Source organism: Mycobacterium neumannii (assembly GCF_002245615.1).
In the GTDB taxonomy this organism is placed as follows: Bacteria; Actinomycetota; Actinomycetes; order Mycobacteriales; family Mycobacteriaceae; genus Mycobacterium; species Mycobacterium neumannii_A.
The window spans coordinates 84,986-97,169 of record NZ_NKCO01000020.1 but is presented as its reverse complement, the minus strand read 5'-3'; the positions used below and the strand labels follow the sequence as shown (position 1 = coordinate 97,169).

General features: G+C 66.4%; 12 protein-coding genes. 2 read left to right on the top strand and 10 right to left on the bottom strand.

What is annotated here, in order from left to right:
* The 7 genes from CEX88_RS20405 to CEX88_RS20375 all read right to left on the bottom strand — a co-directional run.
* The coding region (locus tag CEX88_RS20405) for a DUF222 domain-containing protein (RefSeq protein ID WP_141209852.1) at nucleotides 1-217 on the bottom strand (217 nt) is incomplete at its 3' end.
* 135 nt (nucleotides 218-352) lie between these two features.
* A complete protein-coding gene (locus CEX88_RS20400; protein ID WP_094294861.1) occupies nucleotides 353-1,492 on the bottom strand; it encodes a glycoside hydrolase 5 family protein in 1,140 nt (379 codons plus the stop codon).
* 116 nt (nucleotides 1,493-1,608) lie between these two features.
* Entirely contained in the window at nucleotides 1,609-2,784 is a 1,176-nt protein-coding gene (locus CEX88_RS20395) for an acyl-CoA dehydrogenase family protein (RefSeq protein ID WP_202931584.1), read from the bottom strand.
* A complete protein-coding gene (locus tag CEX88_RS20390; protein ID WP_094294859.1) occupies nucleotides 2,777-3,982 on the bottom strand; it encodes an acyl-CoA dehydrogenase family protein in 1,206 nt (401 codons plus the stop codon). Before CEX88_RS20390 ends, CEX88_RS20395 begins: the two co-directional genes overlap by 8 nt.
* Before the next feature lie 175 nt (nucleotides 3,983-4,157).
* Nucleotides 4,158-4,988, bottom strand: coding sequence for an LLM class F420-dependent oxidoreductase (locus CEX88_RS20385; protein WP_094294871.1), 831 nt, complete (start codon nucleotides 4,986-4,988; stop codon nucleotides 4,158-4,160).
* A gap of 57 nt (nucleotides 4,989-5,045) precedes the next feature.
* On the bottom strand, nucleotides 5,046-5,618 hold the full coding sequence (locus tag CEX88_RS20380) for a COG4315 family predicted lipoprotein (RefSeq protein WP_066843385.1): 573 nt from the start codon (nucleotides 5,616-5,618) through the stop codon (nucleotides 5,046-5,048).
* A 38-nt stretch (nucleotides 5,619-5,656) separates the two neighbouring features.
* Nucleotides 5,657-6,655 (bottom strand): glycoside hydrolase family 6 protein, encoded by a 999-nt coding sequence (locus CEX88_RS20375; protein ID WP_094294858.1) that lies wholly within the window; start codon nucleotides 6,653-6,655, stop codon nucleotides 5,657-5,659.
* A 161-nt stretch (nucleotides 6,656-6,816) separates the two neighbouring features.
* Between CEX88_RS20375 and CEX88_RS20370 the strand changes: the two genes are divergently transcribed.
* Nucleotides 6,817-7,845 (top strand): fused (3R)-hydroxyacyl-ACP dehydratase subunits HadA/HadB, encoded by a 1,029-nt coding sequence (locus tag CEX88_RS20370; protein WP_094294857.1) that lies wholly within the window; start codon nucleotides 6,817-6,819, stop codon nucleotides 7,843-7,845.
* A 13-nt stretch (nucleotides 7,846-7,858) separates the two neighbouring features.
* Here CEX88_RS20370 and CEX88_RS20365 read toward each other — a convergent pair whose 3' ends face one another.
* Nucleotides 7,859-8,452, bottom strand: coding sequence for a TetR/AcrR family transcriptional regulator (locus tag CEX88_RS20365; protein ID WP_094294856.1), 594 nt, complete (start codon nucleotides 8,450-8,452; stop codon nucleotides 7,859-7,861).
* 156 nt (nucleotides 8,453-8,608) lie between these two features.
* On the opposite strand from CEX88_RS20365, the gene CEX88_RS20360 reads away from it, so the two are divergent.
* Nucleotides 8,609-9,463: an SDR family NAD(P)-dependent oxidoreductase gene (locus tag CEX88_RS20360; protein ID WP_094294855.1), complete on the top strand. Its 855-nt coding sequence runs from the start codon at nucleotides 8,609-8,611 to the stop codon at nucleotides 9,461-9,463.
* A gap of 16 nt (nucleotides 9,464-9,479) precedes the next feature.
* On the opposite strand, the gene CEX88_RS20355 is transcribed toward CEX88_RS20360, so the two are convergent.
* Nucleotides 9,480-9,758 carry a DUF732 domain-containing protein gene (locus CEX88_RS20355; RefSeq protein ID WP_094294854.1) on the bottom strand — a complete coding sequence of 93 codons (279 nt, stop codon included), beginning with the start codon at nucleotides 9,756-9,758 and terminating at the stop codon, nucleotides 9,480-9,482.
* A gap of 139 nt (nucleotides 9,759-9,897) precedes the next feature.
* A complete protein-coding gene (locus tag CEX88_RS20350) occupies nucleotides 9,898-12,168 on the bottom strand; it encodes a catalase (RefSeq protein WP_094294853.1) in 2,271 nt (756 codons plus the stop codon).
* Nucleotides 12,169-12,184 lie beyond the last annotated feature (16 nt).

Below are 12,184 nucleotides of genomic sequence, written 5' to 3'. Positions count from 1 at the left end.
CAGACAGGCCCAGCTTCCAGGCCACCAGCGCTTTGACCGAGCGCGCCCCGGTGATACCCCACGACCGCTCACGTTCAATCTGAGCAACGATGTCCACGATGCGCCCATCGATGGCGTTGCGTTGACCGGCCAACTCCTCGAGCGCAGCGAACTGCGCCCCCAGGCGCTCATCGGGCGAGAGCTCCTCAGCCTCACAAGGCGCGGCGGTCAACGTCATAACCGCATCATCACACCCACCACCGACAAATTCCGGCCCCCCAAAGTCCACCTCGCCAAGATTGTGCACAAAATGCCGAAAACTGCTGCAGTCGAGTCGATTCCCGACAAAAGATGGTCAGTCGAGGCGCGGACCCTAGCTCGCGGTGCTCAAACCCGCGAGCTTCTGGATGAAGCGAATCTCGTTATCGTCGTGCGCCCGACCGTCGGGGTGGATCAGATCGCTGAACCACGTCTCCGGAAGCGTCGTGTACGGATCGTTCCAGGAGTCCCACGGAAGGTACGTCTGCGTCCGCCCGGCGACGAAGCCCCAATTGTAGGCACCGACGTTGCGCCGCTTGGCAATCGGCAGGATGCCCTCGACCGTGCTGCCGAGGTTGCGGGCGAGGTACTCGGTGCACAGGATCGGCCGGCCCAGCGGGACGAGCTCGTCAATGCGGTTCTCAAACTCGGACGGCTCGGCGTAGCTGTGGAAGCTGATGATGTCGGAGAGCTCGAGCTGCAGGCTGACGATTTCACTGCGGCTGCCGGGGTCGCGCCAATGGCCCTGCCACACGCCACTGGTCAACGGTTGGATCGGCTTCACCGCTCGCACCCACTGGAACACGTGTGGCAGGAACGCCGCGACCAGCTTCAGCTTGTCTGCGTGCTCGACCTTGCGGTAGTCCTTCGCGGGGTTGTCCGGCTCGTTCCACACGTCCCACCCCAGAACCCGCGGATCGTTTCGGAACTGGCCGACCACGCCGGTGACATAGCTCTGCAGCACGCGGGTGTAGGCCGGATCCTCCAGGCGGTGAGCGCCGGGACTTTGCACCCAGCCCGAGTTATGCACTCCCTTGATCGGCGCGCGTTGAGGGCCGGCCTTGGGCAACGGATCCCAGCACGAATCGAACAGCACGAACAGCGGTTTGATGTTGTGGCTCGCCGCGATGGAGACGAACTGGGAAAGCCGCTGGCTGAATCCGGCCCGGTCCGTCGCCCACAGCTGGTCGTGCAGGAACACCCGCATGGTGTTCATCCCGATCCGCCTGGCAACGCTGAGCTCACCGGAGATGCGGCGTGGATCGTAGGTGCCCGCCTGGAACATTTCGAGCTGGTTGACTGCGTTCGAGGTGACATAGTTGGCGCCCAGCAGCCAGCCCTGCTCCCCGTACCAGGCATTGGCGCGGTCAGCCGACCACCGCCCCGTCTCGGCCGCAGCGGCGGACGGCAGCTTGGTCAGCGCCGCGGCGGCTGCAAAGTACAGCGGGAGTTTGAGGGCGGTTCGCCGGCGCACCTTGTGAACATAGTGTTCACAGCTGACCTGTTTGGTCCTCGTGTCTCATCTTGCAACGCAACAGGTTTCGAATCGTTATCAACCAGGTGACGCAAGTCACGCCTGACGAGACAGGCTCAGACCGTCAGGCCGTCGGCGACCCGCGGCACCCGCTCGGCCTCCGCGCCGTCGAGCACCATCGCCGCAACCCGGTCCCTGTGCTCCTCGGTGCTGCCCAGCAAAACCGCGTTCGTCGCGGCGCGCTTGTAGTAGAGATGCGCCTGGTGTTCCCAGGTGAACCCGATGCCACCGTGCACCTGAATGGTGTCGTTGGCGACGTGGGTCAGGGCGCCCGAGCAGACCGCCTGGGCGATGCTGGTGGCCAGTGCCGGATCGTCGGATCCGTCCGCCAGCGCCCAGATCGCGTGATAGGCAGCCGACCTCGCGTGCTCGACGTCGACGAGCAGGTTCGCGAGCCGGTGCTTGACCGCCTGGAACGACCCGATCGGCCTGCCGAACTGCAACCGCGACTTCGCATAATCCACTGACAGGTCGAGCAGATGCTGAGCGGCGCCCACCTGCTCCACCGCAAGCAGCGCCGCACCGACCTGCAGCGCATGGTCGATCACCCGGCTGGCTTCCTCGGCCCCGGCGATCACGCGGGCAGGCGCATCGGTGAACGTCACGTTCGCCTCGGAGCGGGTGAGGTCGAGCGTGGCCAGCGGTGTGCGCTGCACTCCGTCGGCGGTGCCGTCGACGGCATACAGGACGACGCCGTCACCGTCACGTGCGCCGACCAACAGGACATCGGCGATGCCGCCGTCAACAACCTGAGTCACCGTGCCCGACAACGTATCTCCGGAAGCCGACACCGAGACGATATCCGGATCGAACGCGCCGGCGCGGTCCACCACGGCGAACGCAGCTGTGCGCCGACCCTCGACGAGGTCATTGAGAAGCTCGTCGCGCACCGGCCCTGATGAGGCGGCCACCAGGGCCGGGATCGCCAGGTACACCGTGCCGAACAGCGGCCCACACGCCAACCGTGCCCCGAGCTCCTCGATGGCCACAGCCTGATCGATGACCGTTCCGCCGACTCCGCCGTCGGCCTCGGGCACCGACAGACCCAGCACGCCGAGCTCGCCGCCGAGTCGGGCCCAGACCTTGGGATCGAACGGCGGGTCGGACTCCATCAACCCGCGGACGGTCTCCTCGGAGAAGTGTTCGGCGCTGAACTTGCGCACCGCATCGCGCAATTGGCCCTGTTCCTCGGTGAATTTGTACTCGGCCTGCGAGGCTGGGCTGTCAACCACGGGGAATCTCCTTCCACGGCATGCCGGCGTCGGCACGCAGGTCACCGGGCAGCCCGAGGATGCGTTCGCCGAGAATATTCCGCATCACCTCAGACGTCCCGCCTTCGATGGTGTTGGCGCGGCTGCGCAGGTACCGCTGCTGGATGGGCCCCTGCCAGTCGCTGTCCCTTTTTGCGACCAGGTGCCCGCTACCCTGCTTATAGCCGTGATACAGAATCCCTTCTGGCCCAAGGAAATCCATACACCACTGGTAGATGTCCTGGTTGAGCTCGGCGCCGACCAACTTGCCGACCGACCCTTCCGGGCCGGGTCCGCCGACCGTCGCGGCTGCGCGTGAGCGTTCGGAGGTGAGCCGTTGCGCCTCCGAGCGCAGCCACAGCTGTGTGAGCCGGTCCCGCAGCACCGGGGTGTGGCGCTCGGGTCGCGACGCCCACAGCCCGGTCGCATCGGCGATGGTGCCTGCGCCGCGCCTGCTGCCGCTGCCGCCGAGTGCGGTGCGTTCGTTCATCAGCGTCGTCATCGCCACGGCCCAGCCGTTGTCGACCTCGCCGAGGCGGTGCTTGTCCGGGATGCGGGCGTCGCTGAAGTAGACCTCGTTGAACTCGGCCTGGCCCGTCATCTGGCGCAGCGGTCGCGTCTCGACGCCGGCCCCGTGCATGTCGATAACGAAGTACGTCAGGCCCTTGTGCTTGGGCACATCGGGATTGGTGCGCGCGAGCAGCAGCCCCCAGCGCGCTCGGTGCGCGAGGCTCGTCCACACCTTCTGGCCGTTGATGACCCAGTCGTCTCCGTCGCGCACGGCCGATGTGGCGAGCCCGGCCAGATCGGAGCCTGCGCCCGGCTCGGAGAACAGTTGGCACCACAGATCGTCGGTGGTTGCCAACGGGCGCAACCAATTTCGTTTGACGTCATCGGTCTGGGCGTGTTCGCGGATCGTGGGCGCGGCCATGCCGTAGCCCATCGGGTTGAGCCCGAGGGGCACCGGGCCGCCCGCGCCCTGCAGGATGCGGTCCGCGACGGCCTGCAGACCGCGGGACACCCCGAGCCCACCGAGGCCTTCGGGAAAGTGCACCCAGGTCAGACCGGCGTCGTAGCAGGCGCCGAGGAATTCGGGAATCGGCACGCTCTTCGGGTCGTGGTCGGCGACGACCCCACGCGCCAGTTCGGCGACCCGACCGGCATCAGCGTCATTGCTCATGCAGTCACGATAGAAACTCGACGCGCGTCGAGAATCGGCGGGCTCCTCAATTCGGGCTCTGCTTGCGCGCTTGACGTGTACGAGCGACCGCCTTTGTACGTCTTTTTACGGCGTGTCGCCGTACAGACGCGGTCGCTCGCGCTGACTTGGCTCGCGCTGAATTAGCCGCGCTGACTTAGCCGCGGTACTTGGCGACCTTGTCGGCGTAGTCGTCGAGCAGTCGCAGCGACTCGTCGCGCGGTTTGGTGGGTAGCAGCAGGTTCGCCTGCCGGTAGCCGAGGTCCTCGAGCGCGCGCCAGTAGTCCGGATTCGCAGGCGTTCCGAACGTCGTCAACGGGACGTCATGGCCCGCACCCTCGCGCATCTGGTCGATGCGTTTGGCCAGCCTCTCGACCGGCAGTGGATTGGAGATCCAGCCTGCTTTATGACGGATCACCCGCTTGACCGTGGCATCGGAGTCGCCGCCGACCACGATGGGCGGATGCGGTTTCTGCACCGGCTTCGGACGCAGGAACGAGGAGTCGAAGTCGACGAAGCGCCCGTGATACTCGGCGGGTTCCTCGGTCCACAGCGCTTTGATCGCCTCGATACGTTCGTCCAGCAGCGCACCGCGGGTCTTGGGGTCGGTGCCGTGGTGGCGCAACTCCTCGATGTTCCACCCCGCGCCCACACCGAACACGAACCGGCCGTCCGAGATCACGTCGATACTGGCCGCTTCCTTGGCGGTGGTGATCGGATCGCGCTGGATCAGCAGCGCAATCCCGGTGACCAGCTGGATCGTCGTGGTCACCGCCGCCGCCGCGGCCAGGGTCACGAACGGATCCAGGGTCCGGTAGTAGACCTTCGGCAGGTCCCCGCCCATCGGATACGGCGACTGCCTGCTGGCCGGGATATGGGTGTGCTCGGCGACCACGAGTGCGTGAAAGCCCCGCTCCTCGATGGCGCGGGCCAACGACACGGTGTCGATCGTGTCGTCATTGACGAAGGTCGAAATCCCGAAGTCCATGCCGCTCTCGCTTCCGTCGATGCGCATGCCAACGCCGGCGAACGACGCGGCTATTCCTCAGGCCAGCGGTTCACCGAACTTGGTCAGCACATGCCATTCCCCGCCGAACATGTCGAGTCCCTGCCCGTTGGCGTCCCTGTCGGTCTGATCGCCCGCATACCGGTAGAGGGGATGGCCGCGGTACGTCACCTGCTCGCGGCCGTCGCGACGCGGCACCGTCCTGGCCGATGCCACGTCGATACCGACACCGCCGGCCGGATCGGCATCCGCCAACAGCGGCAGCCAGGTGTCGGCGCATTCGCCGTAGCAGGTCGGTTCGTTCGGAGCGTCCTGGGAGAAGACGTACAGCGTGCGGCCGGTGCTGTCGACGATGATCTGCCCCAGGTCACCGCGGTCGTCGATCCCGAGCGAGACGTCCCCTATCGGCAGCTTCCGATCGACCGACGGGGGCGGATTCGGCGCCGGGGTACGCGGCTCGGTGCGCGGTGCGGCCAACGGCGTCTGGGTGCCGGACTCTGCCGTCGCCGTACTGTGGGTCTCCTTGTTCTCGAGCGCGGCGCAACCGGTCAGTGCCATCAGGCTGACCATCAGGATCGACGCGCACGTCGGCGACGTTCGTGGCGTGGGCATGATCAATCCATTTCCTTCGGTGTCAGCGCTCAAACGTGTCAGCGGCCCGCGCTGCGCGCCAACTCGATCACGTACTGGTTGACGAAGTCACCGGCGGGCGGGTCGCCCTTGCCGCATGTCCCGTCGGATTCGCCGGGTCGCTTGATCCACAGGTAGGCGTCGGCGTGCGGACCCGCGGTGGCCGTGGTGGGCGCGACACCGAGGGCCCGTCCGCTGGGGTTGCACCAGTAGAGCTCGCCCTCGGCCGGACCGTTCCCGTTGCGGGAGGTGTCGATCACGTAGTGCTTGCCGTTCGTCAGGCCCGAGATCGCTTCGCCGTAACCGATTTCATCTTCGGTGGTGAAGAAGTTCGCGACGTTGAGGCTGAACCCCCGCGCCCCGGCGACACCGGCCTGGTTGAGCCGAGACGCCATCTCCTCCGCGCTGTGCCAGCGCAGGTGGCCCGCGTCGACGTACACCGCGGTCGACGGGTTACGGGTCAAGGTGTCCACTGCGTAGCGGATCAGGTCGAAGCGTTCCTGACGCTGATCCCCGGACAGGCAGTCGGCCATGGCGAGCGCGTCGGGTTCCACGATGACCGCCGCGGGCACCGGGCCGATGTCGGCGGCGATGCCGTCGATCCACTGGCGATACGCCTCACCGGATCCGTGGCCTCCCGCGGCGAAACTTCCGCAGTCGCGGTGGGGAATCCCGTAGATGGCGAACACCGGTAGGGCACCGGCGGCCTGCGCATCGCCCGCATACTTCGCCACCGTCGACGCCGACGAACCCGGCACCAGCCAGTAGGCCTGCGGGGTGTTGGCGACCGCGGACAGTTCGGGGCTGGGCGGGTCCGCAGCTTGCGCGGCGCGCATCGCCTTGGACGTCGGGTTGACGTAGAAGGGCTTGCCCGCCAACGGGTTGCCCTCGCTGGCCAACCGCACCGTCGGCGCCGGACCCGGCGATACCGGGCCGGCGAGGAGCCCCGCTGAGGCGACGACCACCAGGGTGACGACGGGTGCGGTCATTCGCGAGACGGCGCGAACAGCTGAGGACATCACCCCAGGGAAATTAATGGCTCACGGTCGGCCCCGCCAATCCGGCCCTGGTAACCGACCGTGCAGCCTGCGGCCATGCTCGGCGAGGGCTCGAGGTTTGCGCGCGTTAGTGTGCTGGGGTCGGCCTTACCGACAAACCGGCAGAAATGATGAGCAGATCTATGACCGCAGCACCTGAGACGTCGGCTATCGAAGCGCGGGTCGGCCATTGGTACCGGATGGCCGACCCCTATCTCGTCGGCCGCGAGAAGGTGCGCGAGTACGCCCGCGCGGTGCAGGACTACCACCCCGCGCACTGGGACGTGGCAGCCGCCGCTGAGCTGGGATATCCGGGTCTGGTGGCACCGCTGACGTTCACGTCGGCGCCGGGTATGTCCTGCAATCGCCAAATGTTCGAGCAGGTCGTGGTCGGTTACGACACTTACCTGCAGACTGAGGAAGTCTTCGAGCAGCACCGCCCGATCGTTGCCGGTGACGAACTGAATGTCGACGTCGAGCTGACATCGGTGCGCAGGATCGCCGGCAGGGACATGATCACCGTCACCAACACCTTTACCGATATGGCCGGCGAGCGGGTCCACACGCTGCACACCACCGTGGTCGGCGTCACCGCCGAAGACCTCGACCCGGAAGTGAAGACGGCAGTACAAAAGGCGATGATGCACGACGTCGACTTCTCCGGGATCGGCACCTTGGATGGTGAATACCACAAGACTGTCCGGCCCGAGGGCGAGGCCCGGATCGCCGACGGTTCGGACCGCCCACCGGGGACACCGTCGTTCGACGAGGTGAAGGTCGGCGACGAGCTCCCGGTGCGCCATACCCGGTTGTCCCGCGGGGATCTGGTCAACTACGCCGGCGTCGCCGGGGACGCCAACCCGATCCACTGGGACGAGGACATCGCCAAGCTGGCCGGGCTTCCCGACGTCATCGCCCACGGCATGCTCACCATGGGCCTCGGTGCCGGATTCGTCTCGGCCTGGTCCGGTGACCCGGGCGCGGTGACCCGCTACGCGGTGCGGCTGTCCGCACCCGCGATCGTCTCCGCCGAGGAAGGCGCCGACATCGAGTTCACCGGGAGGATCAAGTCGCTGGATCCCGCGACCCGATCGGGTGTGATCGTGGTGGCGGCGCGATCCGCGGGGAAGAAGATCTTCGGCCTGGCGACGATGAACATCCGCTTCCGCTGAGGCTCGGCGCGGCTCAGCTGTCGGCCCGCGCGTCGCGCCCCTGCGGCCTACGCAATCCGAGGGTGCGGCGACCGGCAGCGATCAGCTTCTCGCGCAGTGCCTCGTCGGGGATGTCGCCGTAGTCGAGGCCGGCCGCGGAGGCGATCCCGGACATCAGGACCGCGGCCTTCACCTGGCCCCCGAGACCGGGTTCGACGCCGGCGAGCAACGCCATCTGCCGCTCGACCACCTCGCGCCATTCGGCGCGTGCGCGCAACAACTCGGTGACTCCGGGGTCGCCGGTGAGCAGGGGCAGGAGTTCGCGGTTCGAGGCGGCGATCGCGGCGTAACCGACGAGCATGTGGTCGGCGCGAGCGCGCGGACCGCGGTGCGCCTCGGCTGCTTCGACGAGTGCGGCCACCTCGTGCACAACCGGTTCCATCACGGCGCTCAACAGTTCGTCACGGGTTCGGAAGTGGTGGTAGATCGCGGACTTGGTGAGCCCGAGCTCGTCAGAGATCATCTGTAGCGATGTGCCTGCGACGCTGTGCCGCTTGAACAGCTCGATCGCTACGTCGATGAGCCGTTGCCGGGTCGGGCCGCCGGTTTCCGTCGGATGGTCACTCACACGGGTCTCTCTGTCGGACTGCTTACAGCCGCCCACTCTAGCTGACCAACCGTACAGGAGTGTGCTGTACGGTTGGTCAGGGGCTAGCTTTACGCTTGGTCAGGAAACCTAAGGCTTACGGAAGCTGTCGCGAGCGCCGCGCAAAAGAGGAGAACCATGTCAACTGATTTCGATCGCCCAGATCGCACGGCGTTCGACCTGTCCGGCAAGGTCGTCGTGGTCGTGGGTGCGGGGCAGAGCGCAGGCCCCGGCATGGGGAACGGACGCGCCATCTCGATTCTGGCCGCGCGCCACGGCGCAGAGATCGTGGCTGTCGACCTCAACCCCGCGGCGATGCAGGAGACGGTCGAGATGATCACCGCAGAAGGCGGTCGCGCCTACGCCGTCGAAGCCGACGTCGCCGACAAAGGTGACTGCCAGAACATCTTCGACACGGCGATGGCGACCAGCGGCCGCGTAGACGGGATGGTCTACAGCGCGGCCACCAATCCCCCGTTCGATTTCGACTCGAACTCGATGACCGTCGAGAACTTCAACTACGGCATCAACGTCAACATGCTCGGCTGCTACCACTGCAATCTCTTTGCCGCCCAATGCATGGAGAAGAATCCCGGCGACACCACCGGGAGCATCGTCAACATCTCGTCGATCGCCAGCGTCAAGAACGAGCTCGGGCTGAACATCGGCATCATGCCCTACGCACTGGGCAAAAGCGGTCTGAACCACATCACCGAACTGGCCGCCGTCCAGTTCGCCGAAGCCGGAATCCGGGTCAACACATTGATGTTGGGTCCCATCGACTCCGTACTGGCCAACCGGGAGTCGCAATCGTTGTTCGGATTGAACGCCGACGAGGCGACCGAAAGGCACAGCGAGGTCGTCAAGCTGAAAATGGGCCGCGGCAGCGTATGGGAATCCGCCTACGCCGCCCTCTATCTGCTCGCCGACGAATCACGGTTCATGACCGGACAACAGATCCGCCTCGACGGTGGAGCCACCCTGGTGCGGTGACGCGGGACCGCGCGTTTCAGCAGAGCCGGAGTAGCGCGCGGCTGACGATGTCCATCGCCGCGCCGGTCGAGATGCCGAGGTCCGCGCTGATCATGTTGACCATATCCGGCGCCAGCACACCGACGCTGCTGGCCGCGCAGGCCCGGTAGCCCTGTGTGAGCAGCTCTTCGGACGTCAGGAAGGAATACCGGGATTGGAGCTCGCGCAGGAACTCGTCCTCGGTCGCTCCGGCGGGTGCGGCCAGGACGACTGCGAGGGTGGCGACTCCGACCCCGAGACGCATCACGGGAAACATGTCGAACCTCCATCGGATCGGGTGTTTCCACCATCGACGGATCCCATTCGTCAGGCAGGTCGATGGTATGCCCGCGACGATGCGCCCGGGGCGCTTTCAGCAAACCTCCTTCAGGGTCGCGGCCGGCTACGCGAAACCGTCAGGGCAGGACCACCCGATCCCACACCCGGTGTTGGCCGAGCGCATTGAGCAGTGACTGAACCAGCGTCGCCGTATCGGAACCGGAGAACAGCCCGGGCCCGTCGGTCGGAACCGCTACGGTGCCAGCAAGCTCAGTTCCTTCCGGCAACATCGCGATCGCCTTATGGTGCCGGTACATTTCGTCGACGATCGTCTTCGCCTTGGCGTTCGCCGGCGATCCCGCGATGAGAATCGCGTCGAACTCCACCGAGCGGGCGGTCGCATAGGTGCGCGACACCGGGATGGCGCCGCCGTCGTGCTCGAGGGTGCCGCCGTGCGTGGCGACCACGAACGGCACGTTCTTGGCGTTCGCGATCGCCATGACAGCGGCCGCGACGCCGGCGAGGTCGGACTCCGGACCCGTGAGGATGCCGATCTGGCGGCCCTCGACGGGCCACTCCTGTCCGACTTGCGACAACGCGGGACTGAGCACCTCAGGGTCCGCGGGGACGACCGTGGGGGCAGGCGCCGCGAGGCCCAACCCCTCGGCCACCGTCGCGCACAGGTCCGGGTCGATGTTCGCCAGCGCCACCAGTTGGCGCTCCTTGATCGCCTGCTCGTAGCACTTGCCGAGTTCGAACGTGTACGCCTCGGCGACGTGCTCCTGTTCGGCCGCACTCAGGCTGCGGTAGAACAAGGTCACCTGGCTGAAGTGGTCGTCGTAGGTGGCCGGTGCGTCGCGCCGTTTCGTCGATTCGGGAACGACGGTGGGCACCTCGATGAACGCGCCGGTGTCCGCTCCAGCGAGGAACGGGCAGCCGCCGTCGAGGGAGTTCGGCTTGTACGGAGCCACGCCGGGATGCACACCGTGCTGGTGGAACCCGTCGCGGAACATGTCGTTGACCGGAGCGTGCGGGCGGTTGATCGGGATGTGGCTGAAGTTCGGACCCGCCAGCCGGGTGATCTGCGTGTCGAGGTATGAGAACAGCCGCGCCTGAAGCAGCGGGTCGTCGGTGATGTCGATACCGGGCACCAGATGGCCGGGATGAAAGGCGACCTGCTCGGTCTCGGCGAAGAAGTTCGTCACGTTGCGGTTGAGCTGCATCGTTCCGATGACCTCCACCGGCGCCAGTTCCTCGGGCACGATCTTCGTCGGGTCGAGGAGGTCAATGCCCTCGAACATCTGCTCCGGGGTGTCCGGGAACACCTGCACCCCGAGGTCCCACTCCGGGTAGACGCCCTTCTCGATCGCGTCGGCGAGGTCGCGTCGATGGAAGTCGGGATCGACCCCGGCGGTGATCTGCGCTTCTTCCCAAACCTGGGAGTGCACCCCGAGGCGCGGCTTCCAGTGGAACTTCACCAGCGACGTCGATCCGTCCGGCCCGATCAGCCGGAACGTGTGCACGCCGAACCCCTCCATCATCCGGTACGACCGCGGAATACCGCGATCGGACATGTTCCACATGGTGTGCGCCTGGGCTTCGGTGTGCAGCGACACGAAATCCCAGAAGGTGTCGTGTGCGCTTTGCGCCTGCGGGATCTCGCGGTCCGGATGCGGCTTGGCGGCGTGCACGACGTCGGGGAACTTGATGCCATCCTGGATGAAGAACACCGGGATGTTGTTGGCGACGAGGTCGAAGGTGCCTTGCTGCGTATAGAACTTGGTGGCGAACCCGCGGGTGTCACGCACCGTATCGGCCGAGCCGCGATTGCCGAGCACCGTCGAGAAGCGGACGAAGACCTCGGTTTCCTCGCCGGACTTCAAAAACTGTGCCTTGCAGATTTTCTCGGCGGCGCCATTGCCGCGGAAGACACCGTGCGCGCCGGCGCCGCGGGCGTGCACCACCCGCTCCGGGATGCGTTCGTGGTCGAAGTGCGTGATCTTCTCGCGAAGGTGATGGTCCTGCAACAGGGTCGGCCCGCGCTCACCGGCCTTCAGCGAGTGGTCGGTGTCGTACAGCCTCGCGCCTTGTGCGGTGGTGAGGTACGCGCCCTGCTGTCCGCGGGCGGTCAGTGGTCCGTCGGCGATAGTGCCCGTCGCGGTCCGCAGTTTGGGCGCCGTCTGATCGGGCTTCGGCGGCAGCGGGTCGCGCGAGGCCGTCGGCTCGTCGACCGACGGCGCCTCCGGACCGGGCGCGCCGGGAATGTAGGACGGATTGTGCTGTTCAGCCTGGCCTTCGCGCTTGAGTTCTTCGTTGCCGAGCAGCGTCCCGGCCGCTTCCTTGGCCTTGCCCTTGGCCTCCTCGACCATGCCCTTAACGGCTTCCTTGGGTGCGCGGTCATCCGCCATCGATCTCTCCCTATCG